The 15,648-nt window shown below is 62.8% G+C and carries 14 protein-coding genes and 1 tRNA gene; 5 read left to right on the top strand and 10 right to left on the bottom strand.

Going from position 1 to position 15,648, the window contains the following annotated elements; genetic code table 11:
- The first annotated feature begins 213 nt into the window (after positions 1-213).
- Complete coding sequence (locus ACQR0W_RS03465; RefSeq protein ID WP_315828091.1) at positions 214-1,029, top strand: hypothetical protein; 816 nt, start codon at positions 214-216, stop codon at positions 1,027-1,029.
- 26 nt (positions 1,030-1,055) lie between these two features.
- Here ACQR0W_RS03465 and ACQR0W_RS03460 read toward each other — a convergent pair whose 3' ends face one another.
- Together ACQR0W_RS03460 and ACQR0W_RS03455 are read right to left on the bottom strand one after the other, a co-directional pair.
- On the bottom strand, positions 1,056-1,430 hold the full coding sequence (locus tag ACQR0W_RS03460; RefSeq protein WP_315828092.1) for a hypothetical protein: 375 nt from the start codon (positions 1,428-1,430) through the stop codon (positions 1,056-1,058).
- Position 1,431: 1 nt separating this feature from the next.
- Positions 1,432-1,761, bottom strand: a complete 330-nt coding sequence (locus ACQR0W_RS03455) for a hypothetical protein (RefSeq protein WP_315828093.1) — start codon at positions 1,759-1,761, stop codon at positions 1,432-1,434.
- 573 nt (positions 1,762-2,334) lie between these two features.
- Between ACQR0W_RS03455 and ACQR0W_RS03450 the strand changes: the two genes are divergently transcribed.
- Positions 2,335-3,603, top strand: coding sequence for a DUF892 family protein (locus tag ACQR0W_RS03450; protein WP_316171907.1), 1,269 nt, complete (start codon positions 2,335-2,337; stop codon positions 3,601-3,603).
- A gap of 337 nt (positions 3,604-3,940) precedes the next feature.
- Here ACQR0W_RS03450 and ACQR0W_RS03445 read toward each other — a convergent pair whose 3' ends face one another.
- Complete coding sequence (locus ACQR0W_RS03445) at positions 3,941-4,198, bottom strand: hypothetical protein (RefSeq protein ID WP_315715554.1); 258 nt, start codon at positions 4,196-4,198, stop codon at positions 3,941-3,943.
- A 272-nt stretch (positions 4,199-4,470) separates the two neighbouring features.
- Positions 4,471-4,839 carry a hypothetical protein gene (locus ACQR0W_RS03440; RefSeq protein ID WP_315715555.1) on the bottom strand — a complete coding sequence of 123 codons (369 nt, stop codon included), beginning with the start codon at positions 4,837-4,839 and terminating at the stop codon, positions 4,471-4,473.
- Positions 4,840-5,109: 270 nt separating this feature from the next.
- Here ACQR0W_RS03440 and ACQR0W_RS03435 point away from each other — a divergent pair, with 270 nt between their 5' ends.
- Positions 5,110-5,802 (top strand): phytanoyl-CoA dioxygenase family protein, encoded by a 693-nt coding sequence (locus ACQR0W_RS03435; RefSeq protein ID WP_315828095.1) that lies wholly within the window; start codon positions 5,110-5,112, stop codon positions 5,800-5,802.
- 115 nt (positions 5,803-5,917) lie between these two features.
- Here the strand turns inward: ACQR0W_RS03435 and ACQR0W_RS03430 are convergent, their stop codons facing one another.
- Positions 5,918-6,211, bottom strand: a complete 294-nt coding sequence (locus ACQR0W_RS03430; RefSeq protein WP_315715557.1) for an HdeA/HdeB family chaperone — start codon at positions 6,209-6,211, stop codon at positions 5,918-5,920.
- Between the two features lie 1,043 nt (positions 6,212-7,254).
- Positions 7,255-9,033, bottom strand: coding sequence for an acyl-CoA dehydrogenase (locus ACQR0W_RS03425; RefSeq protein WP_315828096.1), 1,779 nt, complete (start codon positions 9,031-9,033; stop codon positions 7,255-7,257).
- 289 nt (positions 9,034-9,322) lie between these two features.
- Between ACQR0W_RS03425 and ACQR0W_RS03420 the strand changes: the two genes are divergently transcribed.
- Positions 9,323-9,397: transfer RNA gene (locus ACQR0W_RS03420), tRNA-Gln, on the top strand.
- Positions 9,398-10,336: 939 nt separating this feature from the next.
- Positions 10,337-10,804: a GNAT family N-acetyltransferase gene (locus tag ACQR0W_RS03415; protein ID WP_316172072.1), complete on the top strand. Its 468-nt coding sequence runs from the start codon at positions 10,337-10,339 to the stop codon at positions 10,802-10,804.
- A gap of 190 nt (positions 10,805-10,994) precedes the next feature.
- Here ACQR0W_RS03415 and ACQR0W_RS03410 read toward each other — a convergent pair whose 3' ends face one another.
- Genes ACQR0W_RS03410 through ACQR0W_RS03395 form a run of 4 tightly spaced genes read right to left on the bottom strand, consistent with a single transcriptional unit; the run spans position 10,995 to position 15,391 of the window.
- Complete coding sequence (locus ACQR0W_RS03410) at positions 10,995-12,182, bottom strand: amidohydrolase (protein WP_316172073.1); 1,188 nt, start codon at positions 12,180-12,182, stop codon at positions 10,995-10,997.
- A 46-nt stretch (positions 12,183-12,228) separates the two neighbouring features.
- Positions 12,229-13,680 carry an amidase gene (locus ACQR0W_RS03405; RefSeq protein ID WP_316172074.1) on the bottom strand — a complete coding sequence of 484 codons (1,452 nt, stop codon included), beginning with the start codon at positions 13,678-13,680 and terminating at the stop codon, positions 12,229-12,231.
- Positions 13,677-14,585 (bottom strand): DMT family transporter, encoded by a 909-nt coding sequence (locus tag ACQR0W_RS03400; RefSeq protein ID WP_315752041.1) that lies wholly within the window; start codon positions 14,583-14,585, stop codon positions 13,677-13,679. Before ACQR0W_RS03400 ends, ACQR0W_RS03405 begins: the two co-directional genes overlap by 4 nt.
- Complete coding sequence (locus tag ACQR0W_RS03395; protein ID WP_316164269.1) at positions 14,582-15,391, bottom strand: HalD/BesD family halogenase; 810 nt, start codon at positions 15,389-15,391, stop codon at positions 14,582-14,584. The genes ACQR0W_RS03400 and ACQR0W_RS03395 overlap by 4 nt, the downstream gene beginning before the upstream one ends.
- Positions 15,392-15,648: the final 257 nt, after the last annotated feature.

Below are 15,648 nucleotides of genomic sequence, written 5' to 3'. Positions count from 1 at the left end.
CGGTCATTTGTCCAGTCCTGCATCTCGCCGCAGCCTACATCATCCGCTGGTCGCGCCAAGGGCTGAAGCGGTCATTGGTCGCGGAGGGAAGGCGGGCGTGATCGCAGGCGAGCGCTCGCCATGGATTCTCGCCGTGGTTTACGACTGGTTTGCAACAGCATCGGCGTCCGCTATCGTCCCGCGCAGAGCTGCGATCTTTTGCAAGGCAATTCGATGACCAAGGTCTTTTCAATACTGCTGTCGCTGCTGCTACTCTGTCACGCCTTCCCGGGGATCGCTGAGGCTGCCGCCACCGACCGCGCGCTGCTGTCGCTGTTCTGCGCGCCCGGCGCGATCGCGGGCACCACCTGCAAGCGCGCCAGGTCCTATCCCGACTCCGAGGGGCGCCGCTGTGACGTCACCCTGAGGCCTGAGCGGCAGCAGGGACGTTTCCTGGCCTCCAGCAATCCGCTGCTGGTCGTGAGCTATGGCAGCGGCTGCGAGCCGCACGCGACCGATTTCGGCGGCGCGGTCGTGTTCGAGCAGGTCGGCGGCGCTTACAAATTTCGCGGCTTCCAGCCGGGCATGCAGGTGAATGAATGCGTCATCTCCACCACCAGGGACGAAGCGCAGGACGTGCTCGTCTGCCTGACCGGGCATATGGGGCAGGGGGTGGTCGAGACCGGCGTGGCGCGCGTCGGCTTCGCCAGTGCCAGCGGCGGGTCCATCGAGATGTCCTACGATTTTCTGCTGCAGGCCGAGGACACGACGGGAGCCTATCTGACCAACATCGTTACCTGTTCGGAGCAGCTCAAATATTTCGGCCTGTCGAAGCTCGCGGCCGGGCCAACCCCCGGCAGCGTGGTCGCCGCCGTCAGCTACGCCGATCACGAGACGATCAGCACGGCCTGCGCCAAAGGCTTTCCGAAGCCGAAGGACGCGGAGGACATGCGCGAACTCGCACCGGGCGAAGCCTTTGTGCCGGACGGTTACGCCAAGAGCGGCAGCGTCATCATCGAGATTGCAAGCCGCTCGGCAAAGTTGCGCTGAGTCTGCCGCGGTCCAGTTGTCGCGCCTCAGCGTGATCCGTCCGGGCGGGACGGGGCAGCCGGCGGGCGCGGGCCGGCGGCCGGCGATGCCTGCTGTCGGACAGCCTCGCGCCGCAGTGCCTGCTCCAGCACCACCAGCCGAGTCGCCATGCGCGTCAGTTCGTCATGCACCGAGCCCTGGACACCCTGCACGGCGTGCTGCACCTCGCGCAGCGCATCGCGCTGCGTCTCCGCCTTGAGCACCCTGAACTCGGCCTCGATCGAGGTCAGGCGGTTGTTGACCGCCCTGATCGCCTCGGCGATCTCCTTCTGGCCATCCTGCAGCGCGCGCACGTGATCGACCAGCCGCAGATGATCGGTCAGCTCCTCGACCGTCTTGCCGATATTGCTGCGGCCCCACATCCTACTTTACCGACCTCAGCAGGTTCCTGATCGTCGCCAGATGATCCTCCGGCGATCCGAGCCGCGCTGAGATCGCGCTCATCAGGTCCTTGCGCAGTTCCGACAGTTCGTCCTCGGGCACGATGCGCTCGGCGGCCTCATCATAGGCCATCCGCCGCGGCTCGACCTCGACGGGGCGCGGCGCGACGTCGAAATAGGGTGGCCGCTCGTACACCGGGATGTGCGGCGCCTGGCGCGACGATGTGACGCGCGCGAGACTCGGAAACCGTGGTGGCGGCGTGTGCGCCGGACGTTCGATCTGATCAATCAGCGCCGCCAGCGCGACGTCCATGTTGCTGTCGTCAGGCTCATCGTCGACAACGTAGGACGGCTTCCGCAGTGTCGCCCCATTCGCGGGCGATGATGAGGTGAATGACGATGCGTGGTCGCGGAGTCGCTCGATGACCCGACGGACTCGCGCGCCGAGACCTGGCTTCTCCCTGGCCGGTGTTCGCATCAACATGTCGCTCTCCAGCGGAACAGCTTAGGCGAGCAGGGAAAACCTTAGCAAGGGGCCATCGTTCAGCTGCCAACAGGATGTCGCGTGGCAGCCCGCGCCGGTGGCGCAGGCGCCGCCTCCCCCCGGCAGGTTCCCTCTTGCGCATTCCTGGCACCAACGCGCAAAGCCTCGATGATACCGGCAATCCGGGTGTGGAGTGCGTCTTGGCGTGCATAATGGAGCTCGCCGACAAGGGGAAGGCGCGTTTGACGCGGCATCGCCCTGACCCCTCGTGCCGTGGCCGGCCTGCCTCGATCGCGCAGCCGGCAGGAACGCGCATGGCGTCAGTCGGCGGTAAGGAACAACCGTGGTGGCCGGCCGTTCGGACCTTGCTTGCCGTCCCCCCGCAAACGTCCGAGGCCTTCCATGTATCACCACGTCAAGAAGCTGATGTTCACCGTCCGTGTCGACGAGCCGGATCCGCGCTTCGGCAACATGCTGCTCGAGCAGTTCGGCGGCGCCAACGGCGAACTCGCCGCGGCCATGCAGTACTCGATCCAGGGCCTGAATTGCGAGGATCCCGACCGCAAGGACCTGTTGATGGATATCGGCACCGAGGAGCTGAGCCATCTCGAGGTGGTCGGTACGCTCGCCCGCATGCACCTGAAGCCCGCCAAGTTCGACCGCGAGGCCGCCGAGGCCGATCCGCTCATTGCGATCGCCGGCGGCGGTGGCGTCAACCTGTTCAACTCGCAGGGAAATCCGTGGACTGCCGATTATCTCAAGATCACCGGCGAGCTCGACGTCGACCTGCGCAGCAACATCGCCGCCGAGGCGCGCGCCAAGATCGTCTATGAGCGGCTGATCAATTTCACCGACGATGCCGGCACCAAGGACGCGCTGCAGTTCCTGATGACGCGCGAGATCACCCACATGAAGGCGTTCGCGCTGGCGCTGGAGAGCATGGGCAAGCCGGCCTTCAGCATCGGCCGCCTCGCGCCGACGCCGGGCCTGGTCGATCAGTTCTTCAACGATTCCACCGGCGCCGGGGACCACGGCGAGATCGACACCCGCGGCCCCTGGAACGAGGGCGGCGACTGGGTGTTCACGGAATCGCCGGCGATCCAGGCCGGCGAACCCGGTACGGCCTCTGCGATCGTCACTGAAAGCTCGCCGCCGGCGGACGAATCCGGCTTGAGCGATCTGCTCATGGACGAGCTGCGCGACATCCTGCACGCCGAGAAGCAGCTCACCAAGGCGCTGCCGGCCATGGCGGAGGCCGCGCGCTTCGACCAGTTGAGCGAATTGTTCGAGCAGCATCTGGCCGAGACGGAAGCGCAGATCGAGCGCATCAACGAGTGCTTCGAGCTCCTTGGGAAGACGCCGCGCGCAAAACCCTGCAAGGGCATGATGGGCCTGGTCGAGGAGGGGCAGGAGATCATGACCCAGAGCGAGGACAAGGAGGATGCCGCCGCCGACCTCGCACTGATCGGCGCCGCGCAGCGGGTCGAGCATTACGAGATCTCCGGCTACACCACCGCGCGCAACCTCGCCCAGCAGCTCCGCCACAGCGCCGTCGTCGCGCTGCTGTCGAAGTCGCTGGCCGAGGAGGAGAACGCCGACCAGCTCCTCAACCAGGTCGCGCGCTCGCTGATGTCGGTCGCCAAGATGCCGGCCGCGATCGAGCAGGCGTGAGGAGGGCGTAGTCGTAGGCGGATGAGCGCAGCGTCATCCGCTGCCTTCCAAATCAAGACGGCGGGTTACGCCCGCGGCTAACCTGCCCTAAGAGTCTCAACTCTCTCCCAGTCGTCATTCCGGGGCATTCGCGCGCAAACGGCGCAGCCGTTTGAAGCAGCGTGAATGAGCCCGGAATCCATAACCACAGGCCTCAGTTTGAGGCGAGCACGCGCCACATGCCGCTCGCACCTCACCACCATCGTGAGTATGGATTCCGGGCTCGCCCTGCGGGCGCCCCGGAATGACGGTGGAGGGAGCGATGACAACAACGAGCAAGCCAATATGGGCTGCCGTCTCACTCCGTATAGCTGTGCGACCGCTCCGCCCGGCGGAAGTGAACCGGCGACAGGCAGCGCCGGGCCCGGCTGATCTGGGCGTCGGTGGCGCCCCGGCTGCGCGCATACATCTCGGCCACCTCGGCGGTATATTTCTCGACGTAGTAGCGAACCTCGGAGCACGACATCCGTGTCTCCGGACCTGCTTCGTTGGCCGCCTGCAACTCGGACCCCATCGCCAGCACCAGCACTCCCGCGCCGATCACGCTTCGCAACATCGTCGTCTCCCCATTGTCGTAGCCGCCTGCCAGCAGGCGTGACTCGGCGCGCCGGGGCAAATTAACAATGGGCCGCGCATGACATCGCGCGCGGACTGTTGCTTCACGGCGTCACCGCGACGCGTGCGTCGCAGCGCGTTTTGCTGTTGTAATGCTCGTCCAGTTCCTCATTCGGAACCGGCGCGTTCGGATGCGACGCTCGCGATCGGCGCCACGCCATCGCTCGGCGCGACCCACAGCTCGTAGGACGGCGCGGGGATTCCGAACGAGCCTCAGGCCGTCACGCCTTGGCTCGACGCAGCCGTGCTGCTGGCTGCGCCATTGGTCGCGCCCTGCGCATTGTAGGTCTGCGCGTTGTTGCCGCTTCCGTTCGAGGCAGCGGCAGTCTTGGTCACCTCGGTCGAGCCGTCGGAATAGGTGATCGTCGTCGTGGTGATCCCGTCGAGGGTGATCGAGACCTCGCTGACCACGGTCTTGCCCGACGATGAGCCGCCGCTGCCGGAAGAACTTTCAGACGTGGCGCTGGCGGAGCTGGTGGCCGAGGACGACGACGTCTGAGACGTGGACGAGGTGGATTGCGTGGCGGTGCTTGCCTGGGACGCGGTGGCCGCGACGGGCGTTGTGACAGAGCTGATCGACATGGGACTCTCGCGTGAAGAAGGAAGCCGGGCCGCGCGGTGGACGTTCGGCCCGCTTCTTCAACGCAACTGCCGCCCGAAACTGGCGGCGCCAGTTGCGTCTGATTATGTCCGGACGCCGCCGTCCTGATGCCGGACCAAGACCGAAGCTTGACGCCGGTGGCCCCATCGCGCTCGCATCTCATGTCCATCGTGGGCATGGATTGCGAACTCGGCGGCGGGAAAGAAGAGCGATTGCCAAGCTCCCGCGGCGCACTCTAGTCTCCTGCGCGCATGACCTTCGCGCTCTCTTCCCAGCAGAAATCGCAGTTCACCGACGCCGGCGCGCTGCACGTCACGACGGCACTCGATGCGTCCGCTTTGCACGCTCTCGCCGCCGCGCTGTCCCGCCACGCACCGGCGCAGGCCGGCACCCGGCTGCACGGTGTTGCCGCGCTGACGCCGTTGCTCGCCAATGACGGTCCGGTCGGCCGCGCCGCCGCCGCCGTTCTCGGCGATGCCGCGCGCCCGGTGCGCGCCGTCTATTTCGACAAGACGCCGCAGATGAATTGGGCGGTCCCGTGGCATCAGGACCGGACCATCGTAGTGCGCGAGCGCATCGAGCTCTCGGGTTTCGGTCCCTGGACCACCAAGGGCGGCCTGCAGCACGTCGCGCCGCCTTACGAGGTGCTGGCGCGGATGGTCACCTTGCGTGTCCACCTCGACGCCGTGCCCGACGGCAACGCCCCGCTCCTGATTGCGCCAGGCTCACACTGCCTCGGCCGCATCCCGGAAGCCGATGTGCCGATCGTCGTCGCGCGGTGCGGCACCGTCGCGTGCCACGCCGAGCCGGGCGACATCTGGCTGTATGCAACACCGATCCTGCACGCCTCGGAACTATCCGTGCAGCCCGGCCATCGCCGCGTGCTGCAAGTCGATTTTGCCGCGGATGAACTGCCGGGCAGACTGGAATGGCTCGGCATTTGAGACAACGGAGGAGGGCGGATGAGCGGAGCGTCATCCGCCCTTGGCGGCGCGGTGGAAAGGCGGGTCACACTAACACCAACCCGCCCTACGCGACACGGATGGTGCGCGTCGCCGGTTACTTGCCGAGGATCTTCTCGGCCGCCGTCACGATGCTGACCGTCGGATGCTCGGCGCAGTACGCGCCGAACTTCTTGGCGTTCGCGATGAACTCCTCGGTGTCGAACAGCGCTTCGTCCTGATCGCCCTTGTACCAGCCGTCCAGCCAGATCAGCACCATCTTGATGGTGTCGTCGCCGCTTTCGACGAACTGCTTGCAGCTCATGGTCGACAGATCGAGGACGACCGCCGACGCCGGCGCAGATGACAGCAGGAGGGCGACGGCAAATAGTGGGGCAACGAGCGATTTCATATGTCTTCTCCGAACGGGCATGATCAAAAACGATGAACTATGCAGAGGCTCACCAATCCCTTCGCGAAGCGGCGCGAATTCCGTGATCACGATCGCGACGGGAGCGGTGGCCGGAACTGTCCGTACCGCGCGGAGAAAGTCAAGCATGAGCGGGAGAGCCGCAGGGTGCATCGAGCCTTTCCAGCTCCGAGGTCTGAATTGGGAGCCTCGGCGGGCGCGCGTGCCCGTCGGGCAAATCACGTTAACCCGAAATGATCGTGTCAAGGTTTGCTGAAAAACATAAATCGCTTTGTCGTTTCCCCAAATCAGCATTATGGTCCGCCCATCCCGTTGCACGGTAGGGGACGGTTCGCGGTCGTCACGGACGTTGGCAGCGGGATGCGGTGGACGCGGGCGGGCGCAGTGCTGTTGGCACGGACGAACGGCTGCTCGCGGACGGTCAAGGCGTGTGGTTCTGATACTCCGACGCTAGTATCAAGCGTAATGCGCGAGAGCGCATTGCGCGACATGGTGGCCAGAAAGCCCGGTGCACCAGGAAGAGCGCGCTATAGACCGTTAAAACCATCGCGCGGGGAAGGCCGGGTCTGTCCGGCTGTACCTGTGGTGACTGCCGCCTGCTTTTTTCTGCAGGCGGGCCACGGGCCTCAGCCGAGGTCCGGCCTTCCTCGCGCCCTCCACTCGGTGAGGGCGGGAATTTAGCTCATAGCTCGGGCGCGGAGCGCGTCGCGAGAGCGCGGATGCTCATGCCGAGCTACGCTCCGAGCTGATCGTGACATGCTGTTTGAGATTGTGGATCACACGATGCTACATGGCCGGTGCTCACCCTCCCCTGGAGGGGGAGGGTCGATCGCGCGCGAAGCGGGCGAGCGGGGTGGGGTGATGTCTCCACCGGCACGGGTGCGTGTGGAGACATCACCCCACCCCGCCTCACGTTTCGCTGCGCTCCTCGTGAGGCGACCCTCTCCCTCCAGGGGAGGGTGGGAGCCCGGTGATCAGCCATGATGTAAGGACGTCAAAGCTGCGCTGTCACGACCGAGTCGAACTCACGCCACCAGCACGGCCTCGGCGCCGAGCACCGCATCGGCGCCGTCGGTGACGGTCTTTTCCAGGGACGGCGCCTGCACGGCAAACGTCTCGGCGAAGAACCGTGCCAGCGCCACGTGACGGGCGCCGACGGTCTCGCTCTCGCTGCGCGCGGCGAGCGCCTCGTTGGCCAGCATGCAGCCGCCGAGCGCCGAACCGAACAGGCGCAAGTACGGCGTGGCGCCGGCAAGCGCGTCGTTCGGGGCTGTCGCCAGCTTCTCCAACAGCCAGCGGCTGGAGCGGTCGAGCGCGCCGAGCGCGTCGCGCAGCTTGGCGCCTGTCGTGCCGAACGCCGGATCGTTGGAGGCCTCGACGCGGCGGACGATGTCGGTGAGCTCGTCGAGCAGCTTGAACACCGAGGCGCCGCCGTTCGCACCCAGTTTGCGGGTGACGAGGTCGATCGCCTGGATGCCGTTGGTGCCCTCGTAGATCGCGGTGATGCGCGCGTCGCGATAGTGCTGCGCGGCGCCGGTCTCCTCGATGAAGCCCATGCCGCCATGGATCTGCACGCCGAGATAGGCGACCTCGTTGCCGATGTCGGTGGAGAACGCCTTGGCGATCGGCGTCAGCAGCGCGCCGCGCGCGGCCGCCTCGGCGCGCACGGCGGGATCCTTGGCGCGCACGGCGACGTCGAGCGCCACGGCGGTCGCGTAGCAGATCGAGCGCGACGCGGCGGTCAGGACGCGCATCTGCATCAGCATGCGCTTGACGTCGGGATGGGCGATGATCGCGTCCGAGCCGGTGCCTTTGCTGCCGACGGCGCGGCCTTGGCGGCGGTCCTGCGCGTAGGCGAGCGCCTGCTGATAGGCGCGATCGGCGACGCCGACGCCTTCGAGGCCGACTCCGAGCCGCGCCTGGTTCATCATCGTGAACATGCAGCGCATGCCGGCGTTTTCTTCGCCGATGAGATAGCCGATGGCGCCGCCATTGTCGCCCATCGTCATGGTGCAGGTCGGCGAGGCGTGCATGCCGAGCTTGTGCTCGACGCCGGTGGCGTAGATGTCGTTGCGGGCGCCGAGCGAGCCGTCGGCATTGACGAGGAATTTCGGGATCAGGAACAGAGAGATGCCCTTGGTGCCGGCCGGCGCGTCCGGCAGCCGCGCGAGCACGAAATGCACGATGTTGTCGGTCATGTCGTGGTCGCCATAGGTGATGAAGATCTTGGCTCCGGTGATGCGGTAGCTGCCGTCCGCGGCCCGCTCGGCGCGGGTACGCAAGGCGCCGACGTCGGAGCCGGCCTGCGGCTCGGTCAGTTGCATCGTGCCGGTCCATTCGCCGGAGATCAGCTTGCCGAGATAGATGTCCTTCAGCTCCTTGCTGCCGTGGGCGTCGAGCGCCTCGATGGCCGACAAGGTCAGCAGCGGGCACAGGCCGAAGGCGACGTTGGCCGCGCTCCAGATCTCGGTGCAGGCGGCGTTGATGGCGAGCGGCAGGCCCTGGCCGCCATGCGCCTCGGGGCCGGACACCGCGTTCCAGCCGGCCTCGGTCCAGCGCTTGTAGGCATCCGGCCAGCCCGGCGCGGTGGTGACCTTCTTGTCGGCGAGCTTGACGCCGTTCCTGTCGCCGATCTGGTTGAGCGGGGCGAGCACGTCGGTGGCGAACTTGCCGGCTTCCTCGAGCACGGCGGCGGTGATGTCGGGGTCGAAATCGCCGTAATGGCCGGCCTCGACCGCCGCCTTCAGCCCGGCGCCATGGTTGAGGGCGAGCAGCATGTCGTTGAGCGGGGCGCGATAGGTCATGGCGTGTCCTCGGGGGTCGAAATTGGCCGGTTTGGCCGCCGTCATCCCATGAAACCGGCCGGGTCTCAACTTTTTCGCAAGCCGTTGCGGCGGGCGGCCGCGGCGGACCCGGCGGGACAGGGTAAAGGCTTGTTCAGATTGACGAATCGGCGAGCGCGGCGGATCACCCGGAGCCCGCGCAAATTTCCTGCGGCGCAGCGGTTGAAATGGGCCGGCGCGCTCTGTAGACCACGGGCGCCGATCCGGAATCGCATGGCGCCCGCGCGCCATGCCGATCCGCCGGGCCTGATGGGGCGTAGCCAAGCGGTAAGGCAGCGGATTTTGATTCCGCCATTCGGAGGTTCGATCCCTCCCGCCCCAGCCAGATTTCCGGAGCCCAGTCGGTATCTTATATCTTTACGATTTTGTTGTTCTGAACCTCGCCAGGCGCCGCATTCCGAAACTCTGTTTGCGTTGTGTTCGCCAAAACGTGCGCTCGTCGTTTGCGTGCTGCCGCAAGGATGCGCGGAGCCGTGCGCTTGGCGTAGCCGGCGTTACTCCGGGCCAAGGATTCGGGATATCCCTGGCGAATTCGGCCGGGTACAGCCGACGAACCACGCGCCATGCCTTGCGGCACAGGCCAACGAATTTCTCGCCGCGCCGAAAGAGTGTGCTCTCGCCCGCGTCATCCTGATGAACGTTTCGTAGAGCTTATCAGCGGCACGCGGGGTGATACTCTTGATCGGCAAGCACCCGATGCGCTCGCCTCCTTTGTTGCGCACGTCGCAGATGGCTTGCATGCTGTGCTCGTAGCCGGGTCGCGAGCGCTTCGAGACCTTTTCGAGACATGCCTTTGTCTGCGCATATTCGCGGAAAAGCCAATCAACCGAGCCGACGCGCGCTACAGAAGCCTTTGGATCGGGGATGCCCTTTCGATTTTGGCATCGGCATCACTCCACGTCTCGTCGTTGTCAGAATCACAGTCATCCGAAGGCAGCCGATCATTGGCACAATCATGCTCTCCGACGTTCCATGCTCTTCGGCGAGCGCCAATGAGTGCGGGCTTCGGCATACTTCCTGCCTGCACCATCTGATCGAAGACGTTGAGGGAAGCGCAGATGCAAGCGGCTATGGCCTCACGGGTGATGAGCCGGGGCTTGAGCGATGACGAGAGAGTCGTCTGCCTTGGCTCGGCGAGATCTTGGTAACAGAGCCTAGATTCTTCGTGCCCGTTCTATCTTTTTCGGCGTAGTTGGCTATCCTTGTTACGACATGAAAGATATCATCGTCATACGTCGATGTGGGTGCAATGGAGTTGCTGGAGATGAACAAGCAGGGCGGAGGCGTCGAGATCGCGAAGGGAAATCCCTTTCACGCAGATGTCGTCCGTATGCTCAGAGACGCAGACGAATATTATGCGTCGCTTTACCCGCAAGAAAGCAACCACTTGATCGATGTGAATGAGTTGTCGAAGGACGATACTCTATTCTTCGTCGCTCAGATCAACGACAGGGTGATTGGCTGCACGGCCCTCGTCTTGTCACCTGACTATGGTGAGTTGAAACGTATGTATGTAGATCCTGCCTATAGGGGGCTGGGGGTCGCGCAAGATCTGCTGGATACGATCGTGCAGGCCTCGCGAGGGGCAGGGCTATCTTGTATTCGTTTGGAAACCGGGTACTTGCAGCATTCCGCGATAGCATTGTATCGAAAGAACGGCTTCTTCGAAATTCCGCCGTTTGGCGGTTACGGCATCGACCCGCTGAGCATATTCATGCAGCGCGACCTTTAGCAACCTGCTGAATGTCCCACAGGCATCTGCCTGCACTTTGGTGTCGAGGTTGGACTCTGTCATTGTCTTGGTCGTTGCGCGGTATTCGCTCTTCTGCGCAGCGGCCGCAGGTGGCCTATGAGGTCAAGCTCGAACAGGAATTGAATCGGAGAGAAGGGCATTAGAACCCTGTCTTTCCATTTGAGGAGCATCAAGTGAACGCCAGCTCCCTAAGGGCTATGCGCTTCAACAGCAGCGCGGCACGCTCGATATTGCGATCGTCGAAATCATATGAGGGGCTGTGCAGGCTGGCAGCGCTGTCCGCCCCCTGACCAATCAAGCAATATGCTCCCGGGACCTTTTGTAGAAAGAACGAGAAGTCCTCTCCGGCCATGCTTGGACGAACGTTGCTCAGGATGTCGTCTTGATCAAGCAAGCTGTCTGCAACGCCGGTCACGAGAGCAGCGCGGTCCGCATGATTGATCGTGGCTGGATAAAGCTTCTTGTAGGTCACCAATCCCGTCAAATCATGGGCATCGCAGACGTGATCCACGATATCTCGGATCTTCTTCTCAATAGTCGATTGAACGTCCGTACAATATGTACGAACCGTGCCGACACAGTCGACCCGATCGGGAATCATGCTGCCCTTGAGAGGGCTTCCGCCGTGAATGCCTCCGATAGTTATGACGGCAGCCTCCGCGGGATCCACATAGCGCGATACGACGTTTTGCAGCATCGAAATGATGTTTGCGGTGGCAACGATCGGATCCCTCGTCTGGTGGGGAATTCCGCCATGGCCACCCGCTCCAAGGACGGAGATTTCGATTCGGTCCGCCGCGGCCATCACCGCCCCGCTATTGATGGCGATCTTTCCGATTGGAAGCCATGGCGCATTATGAATTGCATAGATCGAGCTGAGCGGGAATCTCTCAAGCAATCCATCTTCGATCATCGCTTTTGCACCCGCTCCCCCCTCCTCAGCGGGCTGGAAGATGCAACATACGGTTCCGGAAAACTCACGGTTCGCTGAAAGCTCTCGTGCGGTAGCGAGCAGAATGGCCATGTGGCCGTCGTGACCACACGCATGCATGCAGCCGCTGTTCTGCGACTGCCAAGCAAGACCCGTCTGCTCCGTCAATTCCAGGCCGTCCAGCTCTGCCCTCAACCCCACATACTTTCTGGTGCCGGTCCCTTTGATGCCGCGAATGATGCCGACCACACCGGTTCCGCCGATCCCGGTCTGTATCTCGTCGGCACCGAGCGCTTGCAGACACTCCACAACCATCGCCGACGTCTTGAGCTCCTTGTACCCTAACTCCGGAATCGAATGCAGCGCCCTGCGGATGCGTATCGCTTGATCGAGAGTGCCTGGCTGCAGTGCGTCACGCAATGACATATCATCTCCTTCGTCTCGAAGCGGGCGTCCTCGTCGCTGCGACCCGCTACGCCAGCTTCTGGATGTTCTCGGACAAGGCCATTGCCTCCGACCTTCCACGAACAGGAGCGAGTTGGTGAAACGACAGCATGTCCTCCAGGGCGGCCGCACAGGAAATGACGTCGTGGTCGCCATTTGTCGGCCCGATCACCTGCAGTCCTACTGGAAGACCCGACCGCGTCATACCGCAAGGCAGCGACAACGCAGGAAGACCGGCCACGGCCGCAACGTAGGTCAACGCTGTCCAGTCGAAATAGCCATCGAATACATGGCCTGCACATTCAACTACGGTCGGCTGATCGATCGGATGAGCCGGCACGATTGTCGACGGACATATCAAGAGATCATATGTTTCGAAGAAATCAGCCACATGCTGCACGATGCGAACCCGCGCCTGTTCGGCTTCAAGCATCTGGTCGATCGTCAGCTGCAGCCCCTCGGTCACGTTCTCCCTGATATCGGTTGATCTCACCAGCGTACCCTGCTTCCTCAGGACGCTACCAAGGCTGCACGCCAATACGTAAGCACGCATCACTCGAAAACATCGCTGGACACCATCTAGATTCGGAGACGCCTGATCCACGACGACGCCATTGGCCTGAAGTCGCGCCGCGGCATTTTGCACGATGCAAGCGACTTCGGGGTCCACAGGGCCGATGTTCAGATCAGCAGAGAAGGCGACTCGCTTCGGCAACTTCTGGACTTCAGCCGCGCTGGCAAACGACCGCAATGGACGTGGTTTGGAAAGCAGATCCCTGTGGGTCTCGCCCGACATGGCGTCAAGGAACATTGCAAGATCGACGACACTTCGTGCCATGGGGCCTTGGACGGCCAGCGTCTGATCAACGGATGCGCGGTTAGCCATCGCGACCCGCCCCGGCGACGGCCTCATCCCAACAACGCCACAAAAGCTCGCGGGAATGCGCAAGGATCCCCCCATGTCAGAGCCATGAGCAAGCCACGTCATATTCAACGCTAGAGCAGCAGCCGAACCGGAAGATGATCCCCCCGGCGAATATTTGACGTTCCACGGGTTCAAACACGGGTCAAAGACCGGATTCAGAGAATTGAATCCAACGCCGAGTTCAGGGACGTTGGATTTTCCAAATACAAGTCCCCCTTCATCTTCGATGTGCTGGACGACCGCATCAGTGAAGGCTGGAACATGATCGCTATATATGAGAGATCCGGCCGTCGATCGAACCCCGGACACTTTCTGAAGGTCCTTGATGACCAGCGGCAGGCCAGACAGTTGGCCGCGCTCGTCGCGAGGCTTCTGCATCAATTTTGATGCACGATCATGCGCCCTATCGAAGCAGAGCGTCGGCAGGGCGTTGACGGTCGAGTTGACCTCGCCGACGCGCTGTTCCACGGCATCAAGGCAATCATGCGGAGTCACGTCACCGCGTCTAAGCAGGGACACGATCTCAACAGCCGAATAGTCGAGCAAGGCGTTCATCGCTGGTGTGCCCCTTCGAAGATGAGTAAAGCGGTGCCCGCCACTGCCGTGATTGCGCCCAGGAGCGAACTTGCATTCGGTCTCTCACCCCGCGTAAGCCAGAGCAGAAGCAGGAGCACCAGCGGCGTCGAGGACGCGTATGTCATCGATATTGCGATTTTTCCGCTCGTGATCGCCAGCATAAGAAGCGTCAGGCCGCCGCACATTCCAACGAGCGCACTCACAACGATCTTGGCGTAAACGGTAGCTGAGCTGGCGTCTGTCCTGATGTCGTCGCTGCGGGTCCGGCCCATGATGACAAACAATAGGGACGCTGCGCAGAACCGTATTGTCGTCGCCATGATGGGCGACGTTCCCGCCGTTACGACGGGAGTCGAGATCAGCGTGCCGATCGCCTGGCATCCGGCTGCAAGAACCGCCAATGCGACGCCCGTGTTCTGACGTTCGGCGTTGAGATGTCCATTCAGGGGAGCGCCGGCGCCTCCTCTGAAGGCAATGACAATCAACGCCCCAGTCAGTACAAGAAGAATACCAACTCCCGCCTCTATCGTGGTCCTCTTGTGATAGATGGCAGCCTCCAGCACGGCGCCGATAACGACGTTGGACGAGAATATGATGCTGGTCTTCTTCGGCCCGATTTTGCTGATGGCGGCAATGAGAGACAGGTCGCCGACCACAATTCCAATGAGGCTCGATGCCGCGAGCGTCAGCGCGTCCGCGACACTCACGCGAAGCGGAACATCGGCGATGAACAGCACCGGTAGCATGAAAAAAGACGCGAAGATCATTCGCGTCTTCGTGAACTCGAAAACACCTGTGGTGCGACTGACGTCAGCGGCAATGAGGCTACTGATCGCCAGGCACGCAGCGGTTCCAAGCCCGGCAACTTCGACGCCGACCGTCATTCGACGTTAGCCGTCTCGACTGTTGCGTCATCAGACCTGGTATCGTCTGGATAGATGTCTTCCATCGAGTTGTGCGTTATGGAATCCGACACCATGTCTTCCGGCGACGCAAACGTCAGGACCACAACGGTTCTCTTGGTAGATCCCGTCAGGGGCGCCACACGATGCAGTGTCGTATTCGCCTTCATAAAATAGCAATGTCCGCTGTTGACGTAGAGAGACCGAACGACGTTGTCTTGCAGGACCCGCCGGAGGTATGGCTCAGTCGAGCCTTTCTGCCATTCGACGTTCGAGAGGTACTCGACGCGTCCCCCGAGGAGCGGATCTGGAGCCTCAATTACAAAAATGAGGGCATAGGCATAATCGTCCCAATGCCATCCATGGGTGTCGCCAGGCTCGCACTGGCTGTTGATGATATACTCCTCGGGTCGGTAAGGAACCCGTTCAATGTTCTCACCGGCGAGCTTCCGGAGGAAGGAGAGAACCGCGTCGCTATTGAAGATGGCCGGAATAATCCCGTCATGTTGACAAATAGCGTCACGCCCGACGCTGCTGTAGGCTCTTGGTGTGTTGCCGCTTTCCTTGATGGTCAGCTTTCGCCGCTTCGACTCCCGGTCGAGCAGGATATTGGCTTCGCTGGTGAGCGCTTCGACCATATCCTTCGGAAGAAGCTGATCGATGACAGCGACGTGATTGCTCCTGAACGTTTGTGACAGCTGATCGATGGCGGCTTGCGACAGGCCGCCAATGTGACTGGCTAGGCGCAGCTCGGTGTCTGTGGGCGTGCAGTTTGCTGACAGATTCATTGCAACCTCAAGTTCGCTGCTGAAAGAGCCAGGGCGGATCCCCCCGCCCGAGGACGTGCGGCTATGCATCGCGCGCGTCGCGACTGCCTCCGTCGTTCTGTACGGTGCCTGTGGGCCATGGAAGTATCGATACCGTATTTTTCGGATATGGCCGCCCGCGGTGGTCGTCGGTAGCTATGGACGACAGGGCATTGGGCTCGCTCTGCTTCGCGTTGAAGGCGACAAATCACAAAGGATGGCGTCGGTGAGCGAGAGCC

This window comes from Bradyrhizobium sp. HKCCYLRH1034, from assembly GCF_051168375.1.
Taxonomy (GTDB): domain Bacteria; phylum Pseudomonadota; class Alphaproteobacteria; order Rhizobiales; family Xanthobacteraceae; genus Bradyrhizobium.
Note: the sequence above shows the minus strand (reverse complement) of the source record. Positions and strands in the feature narration are given on the sequence as shown.